Source organism: Streptomyces sp. NBC_00996 (assembly GCF_045162675.1).
Lineage (GTDB): Bacteria > Actinomycetota > Actinomycetes > Streptomycetales > Streptomycetaceae > Streptomyces.
In genome coordinates this window covers 9,295,511-9,321,461 of record NZ_CP108723.1, presented here as the reverse complement: position 1 = coordinate 9,321,461, position 25,951 = coordinate 9,295,511, and the positions used below count along the sequence as shown (strand labels likewise).

At 70.9% G+C, this 25,951-nt stretch carries 27 protein-coding genes and 1 riboswitch; of the genes, 9 read left to right on the top strand and 18 right to left on the bottom strand.

The window, feature by feature from the left end:
* Positions 1-43 precede the first annotated feature (43 nt).
* From OG390_RS43145 to OG390_RS43130, 4 genes are all read right to left on the bottom strand, one after another.
* Complete coding sequence (locus OG390_RS43145) at positions 44-997, bottom strand: class I SAM-dependent methyltransferase (RefSeq protein WP_406175605.1); 954 nt, start codon at positions 995-997, stop codon at positions 44-46.
* Positions 994-2,196, bottom strand: a complete 1,203-nt coding sequence (locus OG390_RS43140) for a glycosyltransferase family 4 protein (protein WP_406175604.1) — start codon at positions 2,194-2,196, stop codon at positions 994-996. The genes OG390_RS43145 and OG390_RS43140 overlap by 4 nt, the downstream gene beginning before the upstream one ends.
* Positions 2,193-2,591, bottom strand: coding sequence for a 6-pyruvoyl trahydropterin synthase family protein (locus OG390_RS43135; RefSeq protein WP_406175602.1), 399 nt, complete (start codon positions 2,589-2,591; stop codon positions 2,193-2,195). Before OG390_RS43135 ends, OG390_RS43140 begins: the two co-directional genes overlap by 4 nt.
* Positions 2,592-2,727: 136 nt before the next feature.
* Positions 2,728-3,708, bottom strand: coding sequence for a zinc-binding alcohol dehydrogenase (locus tag OG390_RS43130; RefSeq protein ID WP_406175600.1), 981 nt, complete (start codon positions 3,706-3,708; stop codon positions 2,728-2,730).
* A 106-nt stretch (positions 3,709-3,814) separates the two neighbouring features.
* Here OG390_RS43130 and OG390_RS43125 point away from each other — a divergent pair, with 106 nt between their 5' ends.
* Positions 3,815-4,588 (top strand): CDP-alcohol phosphatidyltransferase family protein, encoded by a 774-nt coding sequence (locus tag OG390_RS43125; RefSeq protein WP_406175599.1) that lies wholly within the window; start codon positions 3,815-3,817, stop codon positions 4,586-4,588.
* Here the strand turns inward: OG390_RS43125 and OG390_RS43120 are convergent.
* Entirely contained in the window at positions 4,545-5,018 is a 474-nt protein-coding gene (locus tag OG390_RS43120; protein WP_406175598.1) for a hypothetical protein, read from the bottom strand. The two genes, OG390_RS43125 and OG390_RS43120, sit on opposite strands and share 44 nt — an antisense overlap.
* Positions 5,013-5,159: riboswitch (SAM riboswitch) on the top strand. Its footprint overlaps the gene before it by 6 nt.
* A gap of 401 nt (positions 5,160-5,560) precedes the next feature.
* On the opposite strand from OG390_RS43120, the gene OG390_RS43115 reads away from it, so the two are divergent.
* The 6 genes from OG390_RS43115 to OG390_RS43090 all read left to right on the top strand — a co-directional run bounded on the left by OG390_RS43115 (position 5,561) and on the right by OG390_RS43090 (position 10,330).
* Positions 5,561-5,752 carry a hypothetical protein gene (locus tag OG390_RS43115; protein ID WP_406175596.1) on the top strand — a complete coding sequence of 64 codons (192 nt, stop codon included), beginning with the start codon at positions 5,561-5,563 and terminating at the stop codon, positions 5,750-5,752.
* Between the two features lie 375 nt (positions 5,753-6,127).
* Positions 6,128-6,445, top strand: coding sequence for a glutathione S-transferase family protein (locus OG390_RS43110; protein WP_406175595.1), 318 nt, complete (start codon positions 6,128-6,130; stop codon positions 6,443-6,445).
* A gap of 175 nt (positions 6,446-6,620) precedes the next feature.
* Positions 6,621-7,499 carry a DNA-3-methyladenine glycosylase family protein gene (locus tag OG390_RS43105; RefSeq protein ID WP_406175594.1) on the top strand — a complete coding sequence of 293 codons (879 nt, stop codon included), beginning with the start codon at positions 6,621-6,623 and terminating at the stop codon, positions 7,497-7,499.
* Positions 7,500-7,791: 292 nt separating this feature from the next.
* Positions 7,792-8,952, top strand: coding sequence for an ABC transporter ATP-binding protein (locus tag OG390_RS43100; RefSeq protein ID WP_406175592.1), 1,161 nt, complete (start codon positions 7,792-7,794; stop codon positions 8,950-8,952).
* On the top strand, positions 8,949-9,659 hold the full coding sequence (locus OG390_RS43095; RefSeq protein WP_406175590.1) for an ABC transporter permease: 711 nt from the start codon (positions 8,949-8,951) through the stop codon (positions 9,657-9,659). Before OG390_RS43100 ends, OG390_RS43095 begins: the two co-directional genes overlap by 4 nt.
* Positions 9,656-10,330, top strand: coding sequence for an ABC transporter permease (locus OG390_RS43090; RefSeq protein WP_399090842.1), 675 nt, complete (start codon positions 9,656-9,658; stop codon positions 10,328-10,330). Before OG390_RS43095 ends, OG390_RS43090 begins: the two co-directional genes overlap by 4 nt.
* 50 nt (positions 10,331-10,380) lie before the next feature.
* Here OG390_RS43090 and OG390_RS43085 read toward each other — a convergent pair whose 3' ends face one another.
* The 4 genes from OG390_RS43085 to OG390_RS43070 are packed head-to-tail and all read right to left on the bottom strand — an operon-like array spanning position 10,381 to position 14,596.
* Positions 10,381-10,992, bottom strand: a complete 612-nt coding sequence (locus OG390_RS43085; protein WP_399090845.1) for a GTP-binding protein — start codon at positions 10,990-10,992, stop codon at positions 10,381-10,383.
* Entirely contained in the window at positions 10,943-11,374 is a 432-nt protein-coding gene (locus OG390_RS43080) for a DUF742 domain-containing protein (RefSeq protein WP_406178210.1), read from the bottom strand. Before OG390_RS43080 ends, OG390_RS43085 begins: the two co-directional genes overlap by 50 nt.
* Before the next feature lie 58 nt (positions 11,375-11,432).
* Positions 11,433-11,906, bottom strand: a complete 474-nt coding sequence (locus OG390_RS43075) for a roadblock/LC7 domain-containing protein (RefSeq protein WP_399090928.1) — start codon at positions 11,904-11,906, stop codon at positions 11,433-11,435.
* A gap of 2 nt (positions 11,907-11,908) precedes the next feature.
* Positions 11,909-14,596 carry an ATP-binding protein gene (locus OG390_RS43070; protein WP_406175588.1) on the bottom strand — a complete coding sequence of 896 codons (2,688 nt, stop codon included), beginning with the start codon at positions 14,594-14,596 and terminating at the stop codon, positions 11,909-11,911.
* Between the two features lie 342 nt (positions 14,597-14,938).
* Between OG390_RS43070 and OG390_RS43065 the strand changes: the two genes are divergently transcribed.
* Positions 14,939-15,898, top strand: a complete 960-nt coding sequence (locus OG390_RS43065; RefSeq protein WP_406175586.1) for an ABC transporter substrate-binding protein — start codon at positions 14,939-14,941, stop codon at positions 15,896-15,898.
* 257 nt (positions 15,899-16,155) lie between these two features.
* On the opposite strand, the gene OG390_RS43060 is transcribed toward OG390_RS43065, so the two are convergent.
* Positions 16,156-17,583: an MFS transporter gene (locus OG390_RS43060; RefSeq protein WP_406178208.1), complete on the bottom strand. Its 1,428-nt coding sequence runs from the start codon at positions 17,581-17,583 to the stop codon at positions 16,156-16,158.
* 157 nt (positions 17,584-17,740) lie between these two features.
* Entirely contained in the window at positions 17,741-17,869 is a 129-nt protein-coding gene (locus OG390_RS43055) for a hypothetical protein (RefSeq protein ID WP_406175585.1), read from the bottom strand.
* A gap of 42 nt (positions 17,870-17,911) precedes the next feature.
* On the opposite strand from OG390_RS43055, the gene OG390_RS43050 reads away from it, so the two are divergent.
* On the top strand, positions 17,912-18,355 hold the full coding sequence (locus OG390_RS43050) for a PAS domain-containing protein (protein WP_406175583.1): 444 nt from the start codon (positions 17,912-17,914) through the stop codon (positions 18,353-18,355).
* A gap of 192 nt (positions 18,356-18,547) precedes the next feature.
* On the opposite strand, the gene OG390_RS43045 is transcribed toward OG390_RS43050, so the two are convergent.
* The 7 genes from OG390_RS43045 to OG390_RS43015 all read right to left on the bottom strand — a co-directional run bounded on the left by OG390_RS43045 (position 18,548) and on the right by OG390_RS43015 (position 25,946).
* Positions 18,548-19,699 (bottom strand): Mrp/NBP35 family ATP-binding protein, encoded by a 1,152-nt coding sequence (locus tag OG390_RS43045; protein WP_406175581.1) that lies wholly within the window; start codon positions 19,697-19,699, stop codon positions 18,548-18,550.
* Positions 19,700-19,752: 53 nt separating this feature from the next.
* Entirely contained in the window at positions 19,753-20,883 is a 1,131-nt protein-coding gene (locus OG390_RS43040; protein ID WP_406175580.1) for a 2-oxoacid:ferredoxin oxidoreductase subunit beta, read from the bottom strand.
* The gene (locus tag OG390_RS43035) at positions 20,880-22,796 is read right to left on the bottom strand and encodes a 2-oxoacid:acceptor oxidoreductase subunit alpha (protein WP_406175579.1); all 1,917 of its coding nucleotides are present in this window, start codon (positions 22,794-22,796) and stop codon (positions 20,880-20,882) included. The genes OG390_RS43040 and OG390_RS43035 overlap by 4 nt, the downstream gene beginning before the upstream one ends.
* Positions 22,797-23,038: 242 nt before the next feature.
* On the bottom strand, positions 23,039-23,878 hold the full coding sequence (locus tag OG390_RS43030) for a hypothetical protein (RefSeq protein WP_406175577.1): 840 nt from the start codon (positions 23,876-23,878) through the stop codon (positions 23,039-23,041).
* Positions 23,875-24,213, bottom strand: a complete 339-nt coding sequence (gene fdxA / locus OG390_RS43025; RefSeq protein WP_406175576.1) for a ferredoxin — start codon at positions 24,211-24,213, stop codon at positions 23,875-23,877. Before fdxA ends, OG390_RS43030 begins: the two co-directional genes overlap by 4 nt.
* Positions 24,214-24,270: 57 nt before the next feature.
* Positions 24,271-25,053 (bottom strand): ABC transporter ATP-binding protein, encoded by a 783-nt coding sequence (locus OG390_RS43020; RefSeq protein WP_406175574.1) that lies wholly within the window; start codon positions 25,051-25,053, stop codon positions 24,271-24,273.
* Entirely contained in the window at positions 25,050-25,946 is an 897-nt protein-coding gene (locus OG390_RS43015) for an ABC transporter permease (protein ID WP_406175572.1), read from the bottom strand. Before OG390_RS43015 ends, OG390_RS43020 begins: the two co-directional genes overlap by 4 nt.
* Positions 25,947-25,951: the final 5 nt, after the last annotated feature.

The window sequence follows — 25,951 nt, the reverse complement described above, 5'->3', positions numbered from 1 at the left end:
CGGACGGCGCTCGCGTCCACCTCCACTGCTTCCGCCCCCGCGCTCACGCGGCATCACCTGTCGGCCCGGGCAGCGCCAGCAGATCGCTGTGGTGGACCACCGCCCGCAACTCGCCCGCGGCACACGCCGTCAGGCGGGAGTGCAGATACGTCTCCGCACTCGCTGCGAGGTCGGGCCGGTGCTCGCAGGCCGCGCCGACCCAGCCGCGCAGCCACTCCTCGGTGAGCGCGGCGTCCTCGGGGCCGAGCCGCCAGGGGCTCGGATGCACCCGTACGGTCGCGCCGTACCGGCCGAAGGCCTCGCCGGCCGCCGTGATGGCGTCGGGGCCGAGCAGCTCGCCGCGCCGCTGGTGGGCGTTGAACGCCTCGGCGAACTCGGCGTCGAGCGGGTCGGCCGGCGCGAGTTCGATCCGCCCCACGACGGACAGCGTCAGCAGGGCCGGGACCCCGGCGCCGGCGCAGGCCGCCGCCAGCCGGTCGATCTCCTCGCCGGTGAGCACGTCGAGCAGCGCGGAGGCGGTCACCAGCGAGGCCCCGGCCAGGGCGTCGGCGGTCAGCCGGCCGATGTCGCCGCGCTGCGTGGTGACCGTGACAGGGCTGCCGTCGGCGGCCGCCCGGGGCGCCCCCACCGTCGCGAAATGCAGCAGATACGGGTCCCGGTCGTGCAGGATCCAGTGCTGGGCGCCGTCCAGACGAGGCGCGAGCCAGCGGCCCATGGAGCCGGTTCCGCAGCCGAGATCGTGAATCACCAGGTCGCCGCCGCGCCGCGGCCGGTTCGCCAGCCGGATGCGCAACGGGTCGAGCAGTTCGGGCGCCCGCGCGCCGGCGTCGGCGCCCTCCCGCAACTGGAGCCACTGGGGGGCGTAGCGGGGCACGTCGTCCGCCTCGGCCGCACCGACTCGCTGACCAGGCACACCAGTCCTCACAATCTTCCCGGAGCCGCCGGGCACCGCCGGACCGTGTCCGGGTACCCCCGCAGGAGTCGTAGCCGTACTCACGCCGCCCTCCGAGGTTCCCGGGGCAGTCGGCCCAGCACGCCGGCGAGGCTGCGGGCCGTCGTGGCCCAGCCGTCCAGTGCGGCGCGGCGGCCCCGCGCCGCCGCCTTGAGGCGGCGGCGTACGTCGGCCTCGCCGAACCAGCCGCGCAGCTCCGCGGCCAGGGCCGCCGGATCCTCCGGTGGTACGAGGATGCCGGGCACCCCGCCGTCGGGTGCCCGCCCGACCGCCTCGGGAAGGCCGCCGACGTCCGTCGCCAGGACGGGGATCCCGCGGGCGAGGGCCTCGGTGACGGCCATGCCGTACGTCTCGGCGTAGGAGGTGAGGACCATGAGGTCCGCCGCGGCGTAGCTCGCGTCGAGTTCGGCGCCGGCCTGCGGTCCGGCGAGGTGCAGACGGTCGCCGAGGCCGTGCTTCTCGATCAGGGCGCGCAGCCCGGCGACGTAGGCCGGATCCTGGCCGAGTCCGCCGACGCAGACGCAGCTCCAGGGGAGGTCGGTGACGGTCGCCAGGGCCTCGACCAGCCGATGCTGTCCCTTGCGTGGGGTGACCGCCGCGACGCACAGCAGTCGCGAGACGCCGTCGGTGCCGGAGGCGAGCGGCGCGATGTCGGCGCCGGGCGCTGCGACATGGACGCGTTCGGGGGCGAGCCCATGGTGGGCGACGAGCCGGCGGACCGCCCAGTCGCTGGTGGCGACGACGGCCGACACGGCCTGCAGCGTCGTACGTTCCCGGGCGTCCAGGTCGGCGGCCACGGCGGGTGCGAGTCCCGTCTCGTCGCCGAGCGGCAGATGCACCAGGACGGCGAGGCACAGCCGTTCGGCCTCGGGGACGATGATCTCGGGGACGCCGCAGGCGACGAGTCCGTCGAGCAGGACGACGGTGCCGTCCGGCAAGTCACGGAGCGTACGGGCCAGTTCCGTACGGGCGGCGGATCCGGGGCTGGGCCAGCTGCCCGCGACGGCGTGCCGCTGGACCTGCCAGCCGAAGCCGGGCAGGTCCAGGCAGAGTCGCCGGTCGTAGGCGTTGCCGCCGCTCGGCGCGGCCGGGTCGTCGACGCCGCCCGGCATCACGAAGTGCACGGAGCGCAGGGACATGGGGATGATCTCGGCGTTCTTGAGGGCCTCGTTCTGTACGGGCACGTAATTCAGGGAGGGGTGGCCCCTGTTCAGGGACGCCTGGTCCATGGTCGTGTCGGTCACAGCGCACGCTCGTAACTCGCCCACGCGATGTGCGACTCGTGCAGCGTGACCGTGATGCCGGAGAGGCCGTGGGCGCCTTCACCGAGTGCCCCGGCGTGCACACGGTCGGCGAGTCGGTCGGCGATGACCTTGGCCAGGAACTCGGTCGAGGTGTTGGTGTCCTTGAAGTCCGACTCGTTGTCGAGATTGCGGTAGTTCAACTCGCTCACGACGGCACCGAGTTCCTGGGTGGCCAGACCGATGTCGACGACGATGTTGTCGTCGTCCAGCTCGGCGCGCCGGAAGGTGGCGTCCACCAGGAACGTCGCCCCGTGCAGGCGCTGCGCGGGGCCGAAGACCTCGCCACGGAAGCTGTGGGCGATCATCAGGTGATCGCGGACGGTGATGCTGAACAACGGACGACCCTCCAGGTGCGGCGCGTCTGATCCCCTGCCGGGGCACGCCGTGTAGTACGGCTGCCCCGTTCTCCTTGTTCAGCTGCCTGTTCCCCTTTCTTTGCAGTCGTTGGAGGTCAGGCAGCCTGTTGCGTGCTCAAACGTCGTCGTAGACCACGCGGTGGCACAACCCGGGTATCGATCCGGAGGCGAGCTTCGCCATCACGTCCGGCAGTTCCTCGAAGCCGCACTCGCCGGTGATCAGCGCATCGAAGGCAGGTTCGGCGAGGAGTTCGAGGGCGAGCGCGAGCCGGTCGGCATACGCCCTGCTGTCCCGGCGTGCCGGGGAAACGGAACCCACCTGGCTGCTGCGCACGACAAGGCGGCGGGAGTGGAAGGCCTCCCCCAGCGGCAGACTGACGCGCCGGTCGCCGTACCAGCTCAGTTCGAGCACGGTCCCCTCCGGGCGGAGGAGTTCCAGCGACCGGGTGAGGCCGGCCTCGGTGGCGCTCGCGTGCACGACGAGGTCGCACTCGCCGGCGGCGTCCTCGGGAAGCGCGAAGTCGACGCCGAGGGCCCGGGCGATGTCGCCGCGTGCCGGATCCGCGTCGACCAGCTGGACACGGACGCCCGGGAAGCGGGCGAGGAGCGCGGCGACGGAGCAGCCGACCATGCCGCCGCCCACCACGGCGATCCGGTCGCCGATCAGCGGGGCGGCGTCCCACAGGGCGTTCACCGCGGTCTCGACGGTCCCGGCGAGCACGGCGCGCGAGGCGGGCACCGAGTCCGGTACGACCGTGACAGCGCTCGCCGGGACCACGTACCGCGTCTGGTGCGGATACAGGCAGAAGACGGTCCGCCCGCGCAGCGACACGGGTCCTTCTTCCACGTGGCCGACGCTCAAATAGCCGTATTTGACCGGTGCGGGGAAATCCCCGTCCTGGAACGGTGCACGCATCGAGGCATGCTGACTTTCCGGAACACCCCCGCGGAAGACGAGTGTCTCGGTGCCCCGGCTCACCCCGGAGCAGAGCGTGCGCACCAGCACCTCCCCCTCGGCGGGTGCCGGAAGGGCGACTTCCCGTATCTCGCCGTGCCCGGGCGTCCGGAGCCAGAAGGCGCGAGCTGTGAGTTCCATGAGCGTCCCCCTGAACGATTCAGCAGATCTTCACGTACGGAGCGGTGACAAGCCGCGCACTGTACGCGGCGTTGATCGACTCTGTCATATGGCCGGAGGATGTGCGGTGGCCCTGAACAACACTTACGACGCGAGGCTCCTGGCGCAGGAGACCACGGTGGGAGCGGGTGTGCAGCTCCTGTTGCTGGCTCTGCTGGGCACGGCGATCGGGATGGGGCCCGCGGGCTGGCTGACCGGCCTGGCCTTCGCGATCGCCACCTGGGCGGTCCTGACCCGCGCCCTGCGCCGCTCGCAGCCCCGCTCGTTCGGTCCCGCCAATCGGGTGACGCTGGGCCGGGCGATCCTGGTCGGCGGCGTCACCGCCCTGGTCGCGGACTCCTTCCAGAGTTCGCCCCCGGTCACCCTGCTGGTCGGTCTGACGGCGGTCGCCCTGATCCTCGACGGCGTCGACGGCAAGGTCGCCCGCCGCACCGGAACGTCCTCGGCGCTGGGTGCCCGCTTCGACATGGAGGTCGACGCGTTCCTGATTCTGGTGCTGAGCGTGTACGTCGCGATGTCGCTCGGCCCGTGGGTGCTGCTGATCGGCACGATGCGGTACGCCTTCGTGGCCGCCGCGCGCGTGCTGCCCTGGCTGAACGCCGCGCTGCCGCCGAGCATGGCGCGCAAGACGGTGGCGGCCCTGCAGGGCATCGTGCTGCTGGTCGCGGGCGCCGGGATCCTGCCGCACGCGGCGACCGTCGGGGCGGTGCTGCTGGCCCTCACGCTGCTCGTCTGGTCGTTCGGCCGCGACATCACGTGGCTGTGGAGCCGGGGCGACCGGAGGCCCGCTGACTACATCAGCCCGTCGTCCCTGCCGGTACCGGCGCGTTCCGAGGGTTGATCACGTGCCGGTGCAGGTCGGCTCCTTCGGTTTCGGACGGCATGTGGTCCGCGGTGGACCGGTACAACGGGGCGCCGTCGTACGTCACCCGGGCGCCGCCGTCGGGCCGTGTGACGGTGCCGAGCGTGCCCGCGATGCCCGGCGGCAGCCGCAGTTCGGCGCCGGGCGGATTGAGCAGTGGCTTATGGGTGTCCGTGCGGGGGCCGACACAGCCGACGGTCCCGGCGCGCTGGAGGTCGTAGCGGTAGAGCGTGCGCCCGTCCGGTGTCGTTGTGGTCGTGGGTCGGGGCGTTGCGGGGCTGAAGAAGTCCCGCGCGGACAGCGTGCCGTCGCTGTTGACGCCGAGGCGGACCATCACGGCCGAGGTCAGCCGTACTTCTTCCTTCTTGACGGCGTCACGGAGCGCACTGACACTGACGAGGGCGGTCACGATTGTCAGCGCCTCGTCACGTGGGCTTGCCTGCACGATGCGGTGATCGGCCCCGGCCCGCTGACAGGCAACCCTTCCACCGCGACGGGGTGCCCCGGGTGACGACCGGGTCCCGCCGGTGCGGCGGGACAAGCGTGGTCTCGCGACTCGCGGGCCCTGAAGGCGGGACCGGCGGGAATGCCCAGGAACGACCTGACGAGACGGCTGCACATCGATTTGCAGCGGGTCTCCAGCGCGTACCAGTCCGGCCGCTCCGAGCCGGTGCACAAGCGCAGTCACTCCGTTCCGCCGCTGCCGCCCAACAGGCGGCCGGGGCTTCGTCGTTCCCCTGGAGAGTCATGCCCAAGACCGTTTCGCGCGCCTCGAACACAGGTACTTCAGGCACGTGCGCCACCAGCGCACCCACCACCAGCACCCACGCCGCAACCGTAGGCACGTGCGCCCCCACCGCAGTCACCTCGGGCGTCCACGCCTCGACGTCCCGCGTTCCGGGCCCAGTGGTGTCCGGTCCAAGCACTCGCCCCGCAGGCGCCGGACCGTCCGTGTCCCCTCGCCCGCACGGCATCCGCAGCCGCATCGGTGTCGGTGCCGCCGGTGGCTTCTACCCTGCGCCGCACCGCTATCAGCTCTATCTGTCCCAGGGCTGTCCGCGTTCGCTGCACCTTTCGATCACCCTCGATCTGCTCGGCCTCAAGGACTCGGTGGCCACCACGATCCTGGCGCACCCCGCCTAGATCCGGACTTCGCAGGTCGCTGAAAAGGTTCGACGCAGCAGCCTCTCAGCGTCCGCGAGTGACCGGGGCAGCCCTTCGTCGGCGGCTCGCGGCCGATCCCGCCCGCCGGACGATCGAACCCGACCTGTTGATCTTCACGATCGGGTGACCTGCGAAGTCCGGGCCTAGACACCCGACGCGTTCGCCTCGCTCCGCAGTGCCTACGAGGCCACCTGGCACCACTACGAGGGCCCGCTGACCGCGCCCGCGCTGTGCGACCGCCGGAGCGGACGCATCGTCAGCAAACACACCCTCGACATCCTTCGTGACCTCGCGGGCCAGCTGTCCTGTCATGACGGAGCATGCATCCCCCTGCTGCACCCGCCGGCCCTCGCCATGGACATCGACGCCCGGCGCGAACTCCTCGACCGGGACGTCACCTCGACGGCACGGCCGGAAGCCCGTGCGACGACTCTGGATCTGATGGACCATCAGCTCGCCACGCGCACCTATGTGTTGGGCGAGGAGCTGACAGCCGCCGACGTGGACATCTGGGTGGCGCTCACCCACCTCGACACGGCCGACCCCCTCTCCCGGCACACCCACCTTCGCGCCTACGTGCGCCGCCTCGACGAGCATCCCGCGTTCCACGGCGCCCGGTCCCTGCGCGCGTGGCACGACCGATCCGGGACAGGCGCGATCCGACCCGACTGACCGTCGGAACGGGGGGCCGCGCCGCTGGGCGTCACCCATCCGGGGTCCGGGCGGACCTCGCCAAAATACTTGACAGACTCTGTCAGGTATTAAGGCCAAGGTGGTGTGCACAGACAGCGGCGCCGGGCCTCTCGGCCCGTCCACGAGTGCCGGTGTCCCGAGCGGGAGGTCGGACATGGTGCAGCACGCGGTCGAATTCGAGGTGGCCGGTCCTTGGTCGCTGGACAGGAGCCGGGAGTTCTGGGAGGAGCTCGCGCCGCTGGCGCCGGCCTCGGCGGCGGGTGCCGCCGAGCAGGTGCGCACCGTCTTCCACGCCGACGCCGACTGGCGCCGCGTCGCCGCGGAGGTCACCCAGTACGGCAGCACGGCCCGGGTCGTGGTGGTCGGCGACGGCGATCTGGACGCCGCCGCCGAGCAGGTGCGCCGCTTTCTGTCCCTGGACGTCGACGCCCGCGGCTGGCCGACGGTCGCCGAACGCGACCCCGTGATCGCCGACGTCCAGGCCAGATGGCCGGGCCTGCGGCCGTGCGGTTTCCACTCGCCCTACGAGGCCGCCACCTGGGCGGTGCTGACCCAACGCACGGGGATGACTTCGGCCAGGCGCATGCGCGACGACCTCGTCTCGCGCTACGGCACAGACGGCGCGTTCCCCTCCCCCGAGGCGCTGCTCGGCCTGGACTTCGAACTGCCCTGGCGCAAAACCGAGTACCTGCACTCCGTGGCCGACGCCGCGCTCGACGGGCTCCTCGACGGCGCCCGGCTGCGCGCCCTGGGCCCGGCGGCGGCGGTGCGGCAGGTCCAGCAGGTCAAGGGGCTGGGCGTCTTCTCCGCCGAGCTCGTCGTCCTGCGCGGCGCCAACCACCCCGACACACTGCCGACCCAGGAGCGCCGATTGGAGGCGGAGATCACCGAGCGGTACGGGCCCGGTCGGGGCCTCGCCGAGGTTTCCGAGAACTGGCGGCCCTACCGTACCTGGGCCGCGCTGCACCTCCGCGTCCTGCACGGCGAGCGGATGGGTCCGACCGCCGCCCGCCCCGCTCGCGCCGACCGGTGAGACCGTGGTTCCCGCGCCTGCTTGCGCAGAAGGCGTGAGTCACGGTGACAGGAGCGACCCGACCTCGTCCGCAGCCGCAGCCGCACCCGCACCCGCACCCGCACCCGCACCCGCACCCGCACCCGCACATCCTCACCCATGCCGTGGCTCACGTGTGCATCACGACACCGGGCCACTCTCGGATCCGTAACCTGCGGCCACCGCGATCGAACATCAACTGGCTAGACTACGCACCCTCGTGCACGCGATCGCGCCACGTACGAGCAAAGCCGTTCCCGAAGGGTTTCGACGCTTGATAGCCATCGAAGAGGTCAGCAAGCGATACGCCGACGGCACGGTGGCCGTCGATCGCCTGTCTCTGCAGATACCGAACCACTCCATCACCGTTCTCGTCGGACCCTCGGGCTGCGGCAAGACCACCACGCTGCGCATGATCAACCGCATGGTCGAGCCCAGCAGCGGCACCATCCGGGTCAACGGCGAAGACATCCTGCGCCAGCCGGTCAACGCCCTGCGCCGCTCCATGGGTTACGTCATCCAGAACGCCGGGCTGTTCCAGCACCGCACGATTCTCGACAACATCGCGACGGTGCCGCGGCTGCTCGGCTGGTCCAAGCAGCGCGCCCGGGCCCGTGCGGCCGAGCTCATGGAACGGGTCGGCCTCGACCCGGCCATGGCCCGCCGCTATCCGTACCAGCTCTCCGGTGGCCAGCAGCAGCGTGTCGGCGTCGCCCGCGCACTGGCCTCGGACCCGCCGATCCTGCTCATGGACGAGCCGTTCTCCGCGGTCGACCCGGTCGTCCGCCGTGGTCTCCAGGAGGAGTTGCTCCGCATCCAGGGCGAACTCGGCAAGGCGATCGTGTTCGTCACCCACGACATGGACGAGGCCATCACGATCGGCGACCGCATCGCCGTGATGCGCACCGGCGGCAAACTCGCCCAGTTCGCCGCCCCCGACGAGCTGCTGTCGTCGCCCGCCGACCCGTTCGTCGAGGAGTTCCTCGGCGCCGACCGGGGCATCCGCGGTCTTTCGTTCCTGTCCACCCGCGACCTCGAACTCGACCGCTCCCGTGTCTTCCCGGTCGGCTCCGACTGGCAGGAGATCGCCGGGCGGGACGCGGAGCGGGCGCCGGTCCTTGTGACCGACGCCGACGACAGGCCGCTTGGCTGGGCCGACCTCGCGGTGTGGGGCGGTGACATCAAGGCTCTGGAACCCTACGGGCAGAGCTTCGAGGTGGGCCGGGACTCGCTCCGGGTCGCCCTGGACCGGGCCGTGCTGGCGCCGACCGGTCAGGCGGTCGCCGTGGACGGCACGGGGCGGGTGCTGGGGATCGCCGGGCAGGAGACGGTCGCCGCGGCGATCCGCGCGGCCCGGCAGCGGCGGGCCGCGGACTCCCCGCAGGGCCCGTCGGACTCCCCCCAGGGCCCGTCCCAGTTGAAGGCCGCGAAATGAACGGCTTCTTCGACATACCCAGCGACCTCCAGAACAGCTATCTCGGCCTGATCTCCTGGCACATGCAGGAGGCGTTGATCCCGGTGCTGATCGGTCTGCTGCTGGCGCTGCCCATCGGTCTGCTGTGCGTCCGCTTCAACTGGCTCTACCCGCCGGTCCTCTGGACCACCACGGTGCTGTACGCGATCCCGTCGCTGGCCTTCTTCGTGGTGCTCATCGACTACACCGGGCTGAGCCGGCTCACCGTGATGATCCCGCTGTGCCTGTACAGCCTGGTGGTCCTCGTCCCGGCGGTCGTCGACGGCGTCCGCTCGGTCCCCGAGGAGACGAACGCCGCCGCGGCGGCGATGGGCATCGGTTACGTACGCCGCTACCTCCAGGTCCAACTGCCCATCGCCGTACCGGCGATCATGGCGGGGCTGCGGGTGGCCACCGCTTCCAGCATCAGCCTGGTCAGCGTCGGCGCACTGATCGGCAACCAAGGAGCCCTGGGCAATCTGCTGACCACCGCGATGCTGTACCACCGGCCCGTCCTCGCGGTGAACTCGGTGGTCACCACCGCCGTCCTCGCGGTGCTGATCGACGCCCTGCTCGTGCTGCTGCGACGGCTGCTGACCCCCTGGCAGCCGCCCTCCGGGCGCAAGGCCGGCCGCCGCCGTACGTCCACGATCGCGGGCCCCACCCGCACCCCGGAGAGCGTCTCGTGAACGTACTCAACTACATCCAGTCGTTCCTCAGCGACGGCTCCCACTGGCACGGCTACGACGGCATCCCGCAGCGCGTCTGGGAGCACCTCCAGTACTCCACCGAAGCCCTCGCGATCGCCGCGGCCATCGGCCTGCCCATCGGTCTGGTCACCGGACACACCGGCCGCGGTGGCGACGCGCTGGCCTTCGTGTCGGCGGGGGCCCGGGCTCTGCCCACGTTCGGGCTGCTGGTGCTGATGTTCGTCTGGCTCGGCATCGGCATCCTGCCCGTGATGATCCCACTCGTGGTGCTGGCGATCCCCCCGGTCCTCATCACCTCCTACGAGGCGATCCGCAACGTGGACCCCTCCCCCGTCGACGCGGCCCGCGGCATGGGCATGTCCGAGGGGAAGATCCTGCTCCAGGTCGAGGTCCCCGCGGCGCTGCCGCTGATCCTCAGCGGTCTGCGCTCGGCGGCGATCCAGATCGTGTCGACGGCGACGATCGCGGCCTATGTGAGTCTCGGCGGAGTCGGCCGCTACATCGTGGACGGCCTCTACCAGCGCAATTACGAGAAGGTGGTCGGCGGGGCCACCCTCACGGCCGTCCTCGCGCTGCTCGTCCTGGTGCTCTTCTGGGCCGTGGCCCGGGTGACGGTGTCCCCAGGTGTGCGCAGGCGCCGGGCGGCCTGAGAACCATGAGAACCATGCCGAGGGGGACGGGCGCCCGGCCCGTCCCCCCTTCACCGCTCGGCGGTGGCCAGGGCGTGTTCGAGAACGACGAGCAGCGCGTCGCGTACGGAGCCGCGTTCGCGTGCGTCGAAGACGGTGAGGGGCACGTGGTCGGCGACGTCGAGGGCCCACCGTACGTCGTCCAGATCGTGTTCGACCTTGCCGTCGAAGGCGTTGACGGCCACCGCGAAGGGGATCTCGCGGTGCTCGAAGTAGTCGACGGCCGCGTAGCAGTCGTCGAGCCGGCGGGTGTCGACGATGACGAGCCCGCCGAGCGCGCCCTCGACGAGGTCGTCCCACATGAACCCGAACCTCTCCTGACCGGGCGTCCCGAACAGATAGAGCTTCAGTGTCGGATCGAGGGTGACGCAGCCGAAGTCCATGGCGACGGTCGTCGTCATCTTCTCCGGGGTGTGCGTGAGGTCGTCGACACCCGCCGCGACCGAGGTGATGGACGCCTCGGTGGTCAGCGGCTCGATTTCGGATATGGCGCCGACCGTGGTCGTCTTGCCCACGCCGAAGCCGCCGGCGATCACCATCTTCACCGGCAGCGGTGGCCGGGGCCCCTCGGCGTCAGCCCTCACGGATCGCGCCCCGGGAGTCGGGGATAGCTCGGAGACCATCGATAACCCTTCGCAATACGGTGGCATCGCGGGCGGAATCGGCCTGCGGTGCGTACAAGGCCAGTTGACCGTCGGCACGCAGATCGTCGGCGAGCACCCGGATCACATTCAAGTGCATCCGCAGTTTCGCCGCGATCTCCGCCAGCGACTGCGGCCGGCGGCAGACCGTGATGATGTCGCGGTGCTGTTCGAAGACGAAGGCGTCGAGCGCGGCCAGCCCCAGATCGGTCGCGACCACCTGGGTCTCGATCGGGATCGGCGGTACGAGACTGTCGCCGCCGGCGATCCTCCCCGCGGTCAGCAGGAAGGGCCGGACGACGGACGCGGGGGTCTCCACTCCCCACCCTGCGTCGTCGGTGGCTGATGGCTCGCCGGCCGTCATCACGTCCTCCCCCTTCGCTTCGCGGACCGTCACCGGTCATGTGACGCCCCGTCGGGCGTCAACCGGTCGGGGCGATGCCCACGGTGTTCTTGAGCTCCATGACCAGCTGCGGGCTCAGGACGGCACCGGCGCGGTTGGCGAAGAGGGTCATCTCGTACGCGATGTTGCCGAGCTTCGCCTCCTTCGAGGCGACCACGCCGAGCACCGCGCCCGCGCCGAGCGCCGACACCAGGACGTGTCCCTCCTCCAAGTCGATGATGACCTTGTTCAGAGCGCCGAGGCCGTAGTTGCCGGACGCGCCCATGGCAAGGCTGGTGATGCCGGAGACGATCGCCGCGAGCCGCTCCGAGTCCGCCTGTCCGCGCAGTTGGGACACCGCGATGAGCAGTCCGTCGGAGGAGACGCCGATGACGTCGACGACCCCGGCCGTCTCGGTGGCGAATCGATTGAGCAGCCAGTTGAAGTCGGCAGCGGCCGCCTTCACGTCCGTCACCTGTTCCACGGCTCCGGACTCCGGCTCGCCTGTCCACATGGTCACTTGCTCATGCCTTCCGGGGATGAGAGTCTGCTGTTCTCTGTGCTGGATTCGGTCGGGGCGCCGGGCCGGCCCCCCGGTCGGGTCGCCCCGGTGGTCCGGCCCTCGGTCGCGCTCTCGCGCTGGGCCCGCCGGACGGCGGCCTCGAAATCGTCGATCTCGGATCGGGCCGCCTCCGCGTCCGTGGGCTGCCAGGCGGGCGGCCGCGGCTTGTTCGTGACGGTCCGTTCGGGCAGCCGGCTCGACGCGGTGGTGGCCGACAGGGTCGCACCGCGCACCCGGCGCCGCAGCGGACCGGCGTCGCCGGGTCGCGCGGGAGCCGCCGGTCCGGAGCGGGGGTCCGCTGCACTGCCGGACCGCGAACCGAACCCGTCGGCCGCACCCGGGGCCGTACCGCGCCCGGCTGCCTGACGCGACCCGACGCCCGTATTCGGCACGGAAGTTCCCGGGTTGCCGCCCTGCCGGGGCCGGGACCCGCCGGGTCCGCCCGCCGGGTGGGCCATCACGTCCTCGCCGACCGTGCCCCGCGCGGCCTCCGTGCGACGGGCGTGGCCGGGGGAATCCTCGCCCCGGGAGCGTGCGGGAATCCTGCGGGGCAGGCCCGAGGGGCCGGGCGGGGACTCGACCCTCGCGTGGCGCGGCTCGCTCCCGGCGGAATGACGGGCGGGCGGCAGGATGTGCGGGGCCCGGGCCGCGGACTGTGCCGGATCGGTGAGCAGGAGCTGCGACGAGGGGACGGCAACGGTGGCGGTGACGCCACCGCCCGGGGTGCGGGACAGGACGACTTCGATGCCCCAGCGCCGGGACAGTCCGCCGACCACGAACAGGCCGAGGACCTCCGTCGGCGCCAGGTCGAGCCGTTCGCGGCGGATCAGGCGGGCGTTCTCCTCCGCCAGCCGCTCCGGGCTCATTCCGAGCCCGTGGTCGATGATCTCGACGAGGGCACCGCCGGTTCCGTGCCGGGGGCGCAGGACCACCTCGACGCCGCTGGTCGCAGGGGAGAACATCACCGCGTTCTCCAGCAGTTCGGCGAGCATCAGCGTCAGATCGCCGACGATGTCGGGGGCGACGGTGACATCGCCCTCGGCGTGCGGAGTGACACGCTGGTAGCCCTCGATCTGGCCCAGCGCAGCGCGCACGATGTTGCTGAGCCGCATGGGTTCGGTGTTCAGGCCCGTCTCGCTGATCCCGGCGAGCAGCATCAGGCTGTCGGCGTTGCGCTGCAGACGTACGGCGATGTGGTCGATGCGGTAGAGCCGGTCCAGTACCTCGGGGTCGGTCTCGCCGCGCTCCACCGAGTCGATCAGCGCGAGTTGACGTGCGGTCAGGTTGCTGACGCGGCGGCCGACGTTGCCGAACATCTCGGCGATGTTGCGGCGGCTGATGACCTGGCGCTCCAGCAGGGCGGTGGCGGTGACCTGAACCTGGTTGAAGGCTTCGGCGAGTTCACCGATCTCGTCGCGCACCGGTACGGGCACGGCTTCGAGGCGCGGCGGGCTCGCGTCGTCGGCGTCGTCGTCGGCGACCCGGGCCAGCTCGGTCTGAGCCGCGGTGGCCACATGCTGGGCCGCCGTGGTGAGGCTCCGCACGGTCCGCACCACGGAGCGGCGCATCAGCACCGAGAACAGCAGCCAGGCGCCGAAGGCGAGCAGGGTGCCGGCGATCAGCCAAGCCACCTGCCACCAGGCGCTGTTCGAGGCACCCTGGGTGTCGGCGGCGATCTCGTCGATGAGCCCCTGGACGATCTTCAGCCGGTTCTGGGCCTGGCGCTCGTAGGTGGGGTCGGCCGTCAGCGCGTCGTCGAGCGCGGCACGCAGCTGCGCCGAGCTCGCGGCGACCAGAGCGCCGGGGTCGACCCGGAGCGCGGCCCAGTGCTGGGAGATGACGCTCTGGTACGGGCTGTGTTCGATCTCGGCGAGATCGCTGCCCTGTTCCTGAGTGGCGAACCGGGTGAACCGCTCGGCCTGGTAGGTGTACTGGTCGTAGTCGCCGACCGCTCCGGTGAACTCGATGAGCGCGTTGGGGTCCCGGGTGCGGGCCGCGAAGACGCTGGTCTCGAACGACGCGTGGGCCGTGTCGGCACGCAGCAGCGCATCGAGCAGATTGCCCGCGGACGACGAGGACTCGCTCCCCGACCGGCCGAGGCCGAGGCCGTTGATGAGTCCCTCGATCACCGATCCGTACGCGGGGTCGATGTTGTCGGCGGGTATCGGGCCCTGTTCGACGGTCTTGCGGAGGCTGTCCAGGCCCTCCAACTCCTTGAGCGCCTGGACCTCGGCTTCGGGCAGCCGGTCCCCGTACACCGACCGGACGGCCTCGATCTGGGAGCCGACCTTCTGCTGCGCCTGAAGATACGCGGAGGTGTCGGGCGGGCTGTCGGCGGAGCGGGCGGCCTCGTGGCGCAGGGAGACCAGGAGTGCCTGCCGGTGCTCGGTCTGTACGCCGTCGATGAGTTGGGTCACCTGCGCGCTGTCCCGCACGAGTCGGGCGGTGTCGGCGGCGGACCGGGCGCGGTCGACCTGGCCGTAGACGACATAGGAGAGCATCACGGAGACGACCACGAGCGGCACGATCACCAGGACGTTTAGTTTCCGGCGGAAGGGCCAACGGTCGAGGAGGGACGGCGTTCGGCCTGTTCCTGCAGCCGTGGTCGGCAGCCCCGGGGCGACCTTTCTGTGCGCGGGCACCCAACCTCCTCGACGTTGTTCCCCGTGGAAGCCCTTGCCCGGGCTGCGTGGTTCAGCAATCGCGACAGCGCGCTCAGGCCGACAAGTGGAACAGGGCCCTCGACGCGGCCAACATTAGCGGCTGCCGCAAGAGTACGGCCATGATCAACCAAAAAGTGGCATGTGGAGACGCCGGATTCGCGCGCATATTGGCCGCGTTGCGCATACGGGGTGCAGCCGCGCGGTCCCCATCGGTGATCTATTCGTGTCTTGACGGTCCGTGACAGGGCTAGATTGGATCGGTCTGGACCGTCACCACCCGCGCCTTCCGGCCACCACCGCCCCACCCGATGCCAAGTCTGGATGACCAACGTGACCATCGCCAGAAGCACCAGAACGTCCGCAACGTACGCTGTTTCCCTGCTGGTTGTGGCCGCGGCCGCACTGACGGGCTGCGGTTCCTCCGACGACTCCGGCAAGAGCGACCCGTTGAAGGGGGACACCGCCAAGGGCGGTACGGTCGTTGTCGGTTCGAACAACTTCCCCGAGAGCATCCTGCTCGCCGACATTTATGGTGAGGCCCTCAAGTCCAAGGGCATCAAGGTCAGTTACAAGCTGAACATCGGCAGTCGCGAGACCACATACGGCCTGATCAAGAACGGTACGATCACGGTCCTGCCCGAGTACAACGGGGCCCTGCTCGCCTATCTCGACGCCAAGGCGGCACCGACGACCGTCGAGGAGACCAGCAAGGCCATATCGGCCAAACTCGATGCCAAGCTCAGCCTGTTGACCCCGTCCCAGGCCCAGGACAAGGACGCGATCGCCGTCAACGAGGCCACGGCCAAGAAGTACAACCTGACGGACAAGTCGACGATCGCGGACCTCGCCGACTCGGCGAAGGACCTGGTCATCGGCGGCTCGCCCGAGTTCCAGACCCGGCAGCAGGGACTGAAGGGCCTCAAGTCCGTATACGGCCTCGAATTCAAGTCCTTCAAGGCGCTGGACGCGGGTGGTCCGCTGACCGTCGCGGCTCTCAAGGGAAACAACATCCAGGCCGCGGATATTTTCACGACGGACCCGGGAATCAGCAAGAACAAGTTTGTGGTCCTGCAGGACCCCAAGAATCTCTTCGGCTTCGAGAATGTGACGCCGCTGGCATACAAGAGCGGTCTCTCGTCTGCCGGAGTTTCCGTACTCAATGGCATCTCGGCGAAGCTCGACACGGAAACCCTGGTCAAGCTCAACAGCCAGGTGCAGAACGACAGCAAGGACCCGCTGGACGTCGCCAAGGCGTGGCTGTCCTCCGCCGGCCTGAGCTGACGGGCGGTACTGCCCACCGGGCCGGGGCGGGCATCCGCTCCGGCCCGGTGGGCCGCGCGCAGGCTGTCGGCGGAGGGCGCCCGGCTGCACGGGCGCAGCACCCGCGTCGGAGCGCACCCGGGGCGTTGCCATCAAGGAGCACGACGGCGCCGGTCACCGACGGCGTGACCGACGCCGCAGCTCCCCTGGACGAGTTCGCCGCACTCACCGCAGGGTGTTGATCGGGCCGGACTCCGGATCCGGAACCGCCGCGCCCCTCAGCTCCGCGCCCCGGGCGTGACGGCGCTCGGCTCCGTACGGGACGAGTCGAAGGAAGCGCGGGGCGTGCCGGAGATGCGGCCCGCGCGCTGGACCGGGACGAGCAGTGCGGCCAGTGCCGCGGCGAGGCAGAGCAGCGCGAGCAGGCTGAAGCCATGGGTGTACCCGGACGCGTACGGCAGGCCCGAGGGCTGGAGGCGGCCGGTCACCAGGACGCTGGTCACCGCGGCGCCGATGGACCCGCCGATGGTACGGATGTTGGCGTTCATGCCGGTCGCGGCGCCGGTCTGCTCGGCCGGGACACTGCCGACGATCAGGTTGGCCATCGAGGCGAAGGCCAGTCCGATGCCGAGGCCGAACACACCCGCTGCGAGGGCCACTTGCCACTGCTGGTCGTGCCAGAGGGCGAGGATGCCGCAGGCGACCGCGCCGAGCGCGGAACCGGCGATGAGCAGCTTCTTGGCACCCAGGACGGGCTCCAGCCGGCCGCTCAGCACACCCGAGCAGAACATCGCGATCAGCATCGGCAGCATGAGCAGTCCGGCCGCGGTGACGCTCGCGCCGAAGCCGTAACCGGCCGAGCTGGGTGTCTGCACGAAGCCGGGCAGGAAGGACCAGATCGCGTACATGCCCGCGCCGAACAGCAGCGCGGCCGCGTTCGTGGTCCACACGGCGGGCAGCCGCATGATGCGCAGATCGATCAGGGGGTTGTGGGAGCGCGCCTCGACGAACAGCCACAGCGCGAACAGCGCCACGGCGGCGACGAACAGAGCGATCACCCTGCCCGATCCCCAGCCCCAGTGGCTCGCCTGGCTGAGCGGCAACAGCAGAGCCACCAGCCAGCCCGACAGCAGGACGGCGCCGAGCCAGTTGACGCTCCCCTCGGCCCGGCGGGGCGACTCGGGGACGTACCGCAGAGCGATCAGTGTGGTGACCGCGACGATGCCGACGGGGAGCCAGAACAGCCAGCGGTAGTCGAGCGCGGTCACGATGGGACCGGCCGCCACGATGCCGACACCGCCGCCGGCGGCGATCACGGCGGACAGGTTGCTGATGCTGCCGCTCACCTGCGACGGGGCGAACTCGTCCCGGATGATGCCGAAGGACAGCGGGAACAGCGCGCCGCCGATGCCCTGGACGACCCGGGCGACGATCAGTACGCCGATGGTCGGCGCGAGCGCGGCGAGCAGACAGCCGATGGTCACGATCACCAGGACGGCGACCAGGGTGCGTTTCTTGCCGATCAGGTCACCGACCCGGCCGAGGATCGGGGTGAAGACCGAGGCGGACAGCAGATAGGCCGTCATCACCCAGGTCGCGGTGGACTGCGAGGTGTGCAGCGCGTGCTGAACGGTCGGCAGGGCCGGCGCGATCAGCGACTGCAGCATGGCGAACACGCCGGCACCGGTCGCGAGGCCGCGCCCCACCGGAAAACCGATGCCCTCAGTCCGCCACTGGCTCCCGCCTCCGCTCAGGGCGGCGGGACGATGAGGCGCGCCGTTCGCCGTTTGCACGTGGGCCACTCCTGGTCGTAGCTCAGCTCGACCGCCTCGACGAGGGTCGTACACGCGTAGCACTCCGACATCACCCGTCGCCGTTGACCGCGTCCTCACCCTCGACCTCGACCACGCCCTCACTGTCGCGCTCGACGACGTCCGCAGCGCGCACTGCGGCAACCGCCCTTGTCCGCAAGGGTTCTTGCGGGCACTGCATTCTGTATACTGTCGCCACCAATGGCCCCGGCTCGGAGGCGACATGGAAAATCTTGATCCCGAGGTGGTGCTGGGAACGGCCGCCCAGGCACCCGACGGCATAGTGATCATCGACGGCGAAGGACTGATCCGCTATTGGAACCGGGGTGCGGAGCGCATCTTCGGGTTCTCGGCGGCCGATGTCGCCGGTCGCAGTCTGGACGTCATCATCCCGGAAAAGCACAGGAAGCGTCATTGGGACGGTTTTCGGACGGCCATGGACCGAGGAGCCACCAAGTACGGGGAGGCCGACCTCCTGACAGTTCCCGCGCTGGCGGCGGACGGCAGCACCCTGTCCATCGAGTTCAGCGTGGTGCTGCTGGCCGCTCCCAACGGCGGCGGCGCGCACGTCGGAGCGGTCATCCGGGATGTCACCGCGCGACGAGCGCGGGAGCGGGAGATGATGCGGCGGCGGGCCGAGGCGACCGCGGACCGCACAACGGTCTGAAAAGCGCTGAGCAGTAAAGTGCTCGCCTCCGCAGGTGACAGTGCCTGTAGTTGCGGCGTCCGGCCGGCAGGCCAGCCAACGACGAGGGCCTTGCTCTCGACGACGGTCTGCCGGGGCCGGCCAGGTGCCCCCAAGACGCTCACAGTTAGTGCGGCGGTCCCCCGGTCATCGTCGTCGCCGTATCCCTCAGCTCTAGGACGGGCTGACCGGGAGCAGGCAACCAGCCAGGCCGCGTGGGCGTGCGGCGAGGCTTTCGGCGATGGCGCGCAGGGTCATCGCGGCTGGAGCCTGCGGGGTCTTCAGTACCAGCGGGGTGCCGGCGTCGCCCGCTTCGCGCAGGCGGGGGTCGAGAGGCACCTGGCCGAGGAGGGGGATGTGAGCGCCGACCTTGCGGGAGAGCGAGTCGGCGACCGTCTGACCGCCGCCGGAGCCGAAGAGTTCGGTGCGTGAGCCGTCCGGCATCAGGAGCCAGGACATGTTCTCCACCACGCCGGCCACTCGCTGGCCCGTCTGCAGGGCGATGGCGCCGGCCCGCTCGGCGACCTCGGCGGCGGCGGACTGCGGGGTGGTCACCACCAGGAGTTCCGCGTGGGGAAGCAGTTGGGCGACTGAGATCGCGATGTCGCCGGTGCCCGGCGGCAGGTCGAGGAGGAGGACGTCCAGGTCGCCCCAGTAGACGTCGGCGAGGAACTGGCGCAGTGCGCGGTGCAGCATCGGACCGCGCCAGACCACGGGGGCGTTGCCCGGGGTGAACATTCCGATGGAGATCACCTTCACGCCGTTGGCGCGTGGCGGCATGATCATCTTTTCGACCTGTGTGGGACCGGTCCCGGCGCCCAGCATCCGCGGGACCGAGTGGCCGTAGATGTCGGCGTCCAGCACGCCCACCGACAGGCCGCGGTCGGCCATCGCCGCGGCCAGGTTCACCGTGACGCTGGACTTGCCGACCCCGCCCTTGCCGGAGGCCACGCAGTACACCCTGGTCAGTGAGCCGGGTTCGGCGAACGGGATGGCCGGTTCCGTCGCGTCGCCCCGCAGGCTTCGGCGGAGTTCGGTGCGCTGCTCGTCGTTCATGACGTCGAGTTCGACGCGCACTGTGCGCACGCCGGGCAGCGCGGACACGGCTGCGGTGGTGTCCGCGGTGATCCGGTCCCTGAGCGGGCAGCCGGAGACCGTCAGATAGATGCCGACCGTGACGGTGCCGTCGGGGCCGACCGTGACGTCCTTGACCATCCCGAGGTCGGTGATCGGCCGGTGGATCTCCGGGTCGAGGACCCCCGCCAGGGCCTGGTGGATGTCGGCGACGGCGGGTGTGAGTGCCGGGGACGGGGTGGTCGTTGTCATGGGAGCTCGCAATCCGGTGGTGGTGCGTGGCAGTGGCGGCGGGGCGGCAGGTCTCAGCCGGTGACGGTCCAGGTGTCCTTCCCAGTGAGCAGCGCCTGGAGGTCGGCTGGGGCGGCGGACCGGGCGCGGTCGGTCTGGGCGCGCACCTGGTCGTCGTAGGCAGGGCGGCTGACGGAGCGGAAGACGCCGGTGACGCAGTGGGTGAGGTCCTGGGCGGACAGCCGCGACAGGGCGAAGGCGGGGGTCGGGTCCTCGCACGTGGCGTCGTGCGCCACCAGGGTCTCCTCGCCGGCCTCGGCGACCTTGGTGGTGGTGAGGCCGCCCGAGCCGGTACGGCTCACGCCGTACTCGCCTTCGGCGCCGAAACGGATCGGTTCACCGTGGCGCAGGGGGACGATGCGCCGCTCCTTCTGTCCCGGCTGCCGGAGCATCTCGAAGGCCCCGTCGTTGAAGATCGGGCAGTTCTGGTAGATCTCCACGAGCGCGGTGCCCCGGTGCTCGGCGGCGGCCGTGAGCACTTCGGTGAGTCCCGCGCGGTCGGAGTCCAGGACGCGGGCCACGAAGGTGGCTTCGGCGCCCAGGGCGAGCGAGACGGGGTTGAAGGGGGCGTCGACCGAGCCGACCGGCGTGGATTTCGTGACCTTGCCGGTCTCGGAGGTGGGGCTGTACTGGCCCTTGGTGAGGCCGTAGATCCGGTTGTTGAACAGCAGGATCTTGAGGTTGACGTTGCGGCGCAGGGCGTGGATGAGGTGGTTGCCGCCGATGGACAGGGCGTCGCCGTCGCCGGTGACCACCCACACGGACAGGTCGGGGCGGGCTACGGCCAGGCCGGTGGCGATGGCGGGGGCGCGGCCATGGATGGAGTGCATGCCGTAGGTGTTCATGTAGTAGGGGAACCGGCTGGAGCAGCCGATGCCCGAGACGAAGACGATGTTCTCGCGGGCCAGGCCCAGCCGGGGCATGAAGCCCTGAACGGCGGCCAGTACCGCGTAGTCACCGCAGCCGGGGCACCAGCGCACCTCCTGGTCGGACTTGAAGTCCTTCGGCGCGAGCTTGATGTCGGAGGCCGGTACCAGGGCCTGGCCGCCGAGGCCGGTCGGCAGGCCGAGGTCCGGCACATCGGGGCCGGGCAGGCCAGGGCCCGGCCCATGGGGACGGGGCAGGCCGAGGTCAGTGGTGGTCATGTCCGGACTCCTTCGATCACGTCGGTGAGCACCCCTTGCAGTTCCTCCGCCCCGAACGGCAGACCGGCGACCTTCGTGTACGACACCACGTCGGTCAGATATCTCGCCCGCAGCAGCGTCGCGAGCTGGCCGAGGTTCAGCTCGGGGACGACGACCCGCTCGTAGCGGGAGAGGACCTCGCCCAGGTTCGCCGGGAAGGGGTTGAGGTGACGCAGGTGCAGGTGGGCGACGGCACGGCCGGTCCTGCGGACGCGGCGTACCGCGGCGCCGATCGGCCCGTACGAGGAACCCCAGCCCACCACGAGAACCCCGGCCTTCCCGGACGGATCGTCAACCTGCGTGTCCGGCACAGTGATGCCGTCGACCTTGGCCTGGCGCAGCCGCACCATGCGGTCGTGGTTGTCCGGGTCGTAGGAGATGTCGCCGGTGCCGTCGGCCTTCTCAAGGCCGCCGATGCGGTGTTCGAGACCGGGGGTGCCGGGTACCGCCCAGGGCCGGGCGAGGGTCTCCGGGTCGCGCAGGTAGCCCCAGAAGCCCCCGGATCCGTCGGGAGCGTTGGGTTCGGTGGTGAACTGGACGCTGAGATCGGGAAGTTGAGCGGCATCGGGTACGAGCCAGGGTTCCGATCCGTTGGCGATGTGTCCGTCGGACAGCAGCAGCACCGGGGTTCGGTAGGCGAGGGCGATCCGGGCCGCGTCGAGCGCGGTGTCGAAGCAGTCCGCCGGGGTGGAGGGGGCGAGGACCGGCACCGGGGACTCGCCGTTGCGGCCGAACATGGCCTGGAGCAGGTCTGCCTGCTCGGTCTTGGTGGGCAGTCCGGTGGACGGTCCGCCGCGCTGTACGTCGATCACCAGCAGTGGCAGTTCCGTCATCACGGCCAGGCCGATGGTCTCGCTCTTGAGGGCGAGGCCGGGGCCGGAGGTGGTGGTGACGCCCAGTGCTCCACCGAACGCCGCGCCGAGGGCGGCGCCGACGGCGGCGATCTCGTCCTCCGCCTGCAGGGTGATCACGCCGAAGTTCTTGTGCCGGGACAGTTCGTGCAGGATGTCGCTGGCCGGGGTGATGGGGTAACTTCCCAGCACGACCGGCAGTCCGGACCTGACCCCGGCGGCGACGACGCCGTACGCCAGGGCCGTGTTGCCGGTGATCTGCCGGTACTCGCCCGGCGGCAGCGTCGTCGCCGGGGCGACCTCGAACGTCACGGCGAACGACTCGGTGGTCTCGCCGTAGTTCCAACCGGCCCGGAACGCCAGGACGTTCGCCTCGGCGATGTCGGGTCTCCGCGCGAACTTCTTCCGCAGGAACCGCTCGGTCCCCTGCGTCGGCCGGTGGTACATCCAGGAGAGCAGGCCGAGGGCGAACATGTTCTTCGCCCGCTCCGCGTCCTTCTTGCCCAGGCCGGTGGCGGACAGGGCGCCGCGGGTCAGTGTCGCCATGGCCACCTGGTGCACCTGGTAGGAGGACGCGGCGTCGTCCTCCAGGTCCTCCAGCGGGTTCGAGGCGTATCCGGCACGGGCCAGGTTCCGCGGCGTGAACTCGTCGGTGTTCACGATCAGCGTCCCGCCGGGCGGCAGGTCGGCGAGGTTGGCCTTCAGCGCGGCCGGGTTCATCGCCACCAGCACGTCCGGGCGGTCGCCTGCGGTGAGGATGTCGTAGTCGGCGAAGTGCACCTGGAAGGAGGAGACGCCGGGGATGGTGCCCTGCGGGGCGCGGATCTCCGCCGGAAAGTTCGGCAGCGTGGCCAGGTCGTTCCCGAAGGCCGCCGCCGCCGAGGTGAAACGGTCCCCGGCGAGTTGCATGCCGTCGCCGGAGTCCCCCGCGAACCGGATGACCACGCGGTCGAGCCGCTCGGTCCGGGTGGCGGGAGCGGTTCCGGGAGTACGGGTGGCGGGGTTGTCGTGGGTGTCGGTCATGGTGCTGCTTGCTCCTTCGCATGGATACCGCTGTCGCGCGGTGCCCGGGGTGACGTCTGCTGTCCGCGGCGGCAGGTGGCGGGTGGCTCGCGAGCGTGGGGCACCGGGGCAGGGGACGGCAGGCCAGCGGCCTCTCGTCCTGCTCACTCGAGCCGGACGAACTCAGGGCGCGGGGGTACGGGGGGGGCGGGCGCGGTATCCCGGGCATGGCCGGCCGTACCGGACGCCGGACCAGGAAGCGGTCAGCCAGGCAGAGCTCGGGCCGAGCCCGGTGCTGGTACGAGGTCCTGCACGGCGCGCAGGTACAGCGCGAGGCGGAGCCGGGTCCGTTCCGCTGTGGCGGCGGCAGGTGACGACGGCGGCAGGCTCCGTGCCAGGCCGTCCGCTCCGGCCAGCGCCCGGCGAAGGACCTCGGCGACGTGCCCGGGATCACGGACGGCCACTCGGGCGGACTCCCCCTCCGACTGGCCGGCCGCCGATGCCGGACCGGCGCACGCCGACACCGCTGGCCCAGCGGACGGCCAGGTCACCGGACCGAGGGACGCCGACGGCGCTGCACCACCGAACCGCCGGGCCGTCGAGCCGGCAGACTCCGAGAGTGCCGGCCCGGCGGGTGGCAGGGCCGGGAGGGGCCGCAGCTCGGCCCCCCGCAGTGCTGTGAGGACGGCCTCGGGCGAGCCGGTGTTGCCGAGGTCGTCGAAATCCTGGCGCAGGATCCAGTCGCCGTCCGGGCCGAGCAGGCCGAGGCCGTCGAGTGTCCGGCCCGACGCCTCGTCCCACGCGTCCAGTTGCCGGGCGACCGTCTCCACCGCCGTCTCGGGCAGCCACCGGAAGGGCAGCCGCCAGACCGCGGCGATCGCCTCCCGCGCTTTGGGAGTCTCCGCGGCCAGCAGCAGCACTTCGGCGCCGCCGGCCGCGAGGCGGGGGGCGAGGCTGCGGACCGTACTGGCCAGTCCGCAGGAGTAGGGCCAGTGACCGCCGCGGAGGGAGACCACGAGCACCGCCGCGTCAGGGGAGGTCCGCGCCGCCAGCACCGTACCGGCGGAGCGGAGGGCACCCGCGGCGGTCACCGGGCCGCTCATGGTCGGGTGTAGCTCTGGACGAAGGGCGTGTCGACGCCGATCGGTCCGAGTGTCTCCGCACCGCCGGGCGTGCCCAGCGGCTCGGCCCGTCCGGGCAGCACCGAGGTGAAGAAGCCCGCGTTCTCCGCAACGAACGCGGCCTGCTCCGGCGGGACTTCGTCCTCCATGGTGATCGCCTCGACCGGGCATACAGGTTCGCAGGCACTGCAGTCGATGCATTCCTCGGGGTTGATGTAGGCCATGCGCTCCCCGACGTAGATGCAGTCCGCCGGGCATTCGTCGACGCAGGCGCGGTCCATGACGTCGACACACGCGGCCCCGATGACGTAGGTCATGACGAGGTCACTCCTTTTGCGGTGAGGTGGTTCGGTGAGCGATCCGGGCAGGCAGGTTCAGGCACTGTCGATCGAGAGAGCAGCGGCGGTGGGGGCCGGGGCCTCGCCCATCGAGGCGAGGATCTCGTAGCGGCGACGGGTGAATTCGGGCTCGAACTGCGCGCCGGGTCGTCGCGGGTTGGGAATGTCGACGACCTTGCTGACTTTGGCGGGGCGTGGGGTGAGCAGCACGATGCGGTCGGCCAGCAGCAGCGCCTCGTCGACGTCGTGGGTGACGAACAGGATCGTGGTCTCGTACTGCTGCCAGACGGAAATCAGCAGTTGCTGCATCTCCGAGCGGGTCTGGGCGTCGAGCGCGCCGAACGGCTCGTCCATCAGCATCACTTGTGGGCGGGTGGCCAGGGTCCGGGCGAGTTGGACGCGTTGCCTCATGCCGCCCGACAGCTGGCCGGGCAGGTGGTCGGAGAAACCCTCGAGTCCGACCTGGGCCAGCAGGTCCTCTGCCTGTCGGCGTCGTTCTCTGCGCGGTACGCCGCGCAGTTTCAGGGCGTACTCCACATTGCGTACGGCAGAGCGCCAGGGCAGCAGCGCGTCCTCCTGGAAGACCATCGCGCAGGGCGCGTCGGTCCCGCCCACGAGCTTCCCATCGACCTCGGCGCGTCCGGCGACCGGCTGCAGCAGCCCGGCCAGCGCGCGCAGGATGGTCGACTTCCCGCAGCCGGACGGGCCGAGCAGGACCACGATCTCTCCCGGCTCCACGTCGAGGTCGACGTCGGCGGCCGGCATGTCGCCGAAGGCGAGCCGCAGCCCCTCCAGCCGGATCCTCGCCCCGGCGCTCACCGGGCGGCCCTCGGCAGCCAGCGGTTGATGCGGGATCCGAGCCGTTCCACGAGCCAGGCGGTTCCCCAGCCCAGGATCCCGATCGACAGCATGCCGACGACGACACCCGCGTAGTCGAGCAGTCCGTACGACTGCCAGGTGTAGTAGCCGATGCCGAACTGACCGGAGATCATCTCGGCGCTGATCACGCAGATCCAGGCGACGCCCATCGAGACGGACAGCCCCGAGAAGATGCCGGGCATGGCCCCGGGGAGGATCACGTGCGCAAGCACGGACACCCGGCCGGCGCCCATGGTCCGGGCCGCCTCCTCCCACACCTTGGGCAGGGTCTTCATCGCGTGGATGGTGCTCACCACGACCGGGAAGAAGGCCGCGAAGAAGGTGATGAAGACGATGCCCTGTTCCCCGGTGGGAAACATCAGGATCGCCAGGGGCACCAGCGCGATCGCGGGAATCGGGCGGGCGACCTCGATGAGCGGCCGTACCAGTGCCTGGACGAGACGGGAGCGGCCCACCGCGATGCCGATGGCCACGCCGCTCACCGCGGCGAGCCCGAAGCCGATCAGGATGCGGCGCAGGCTGGCCAGCAGGTCCAGGTAGTAGGTGCCGGAGGCGAGTTGGATCCGCAGGGTGTCGTACACCTCGACGGGGCCGGGGAGCTTGTCGAAGCGCAGCCACAGCACGACGTCGTTGGCGGTGAGCAGGTACCAGAGCAGCACGGCGGCGGCCAGCGGAAGCGCGGCCAGGGCGACGGCGGCCGGCCGACGCAGCCATCCGCCGGCCGGTGTGCGCGGGCGGAGGGCGCTGCGCAGTCCGTTGCGGGGACGGGGCGGTACGGCCGCCGGGGCACCGGTGTCGGTCAGAGGTTGGGTGGAGACGGGAGTCGTTGTCATGGGTC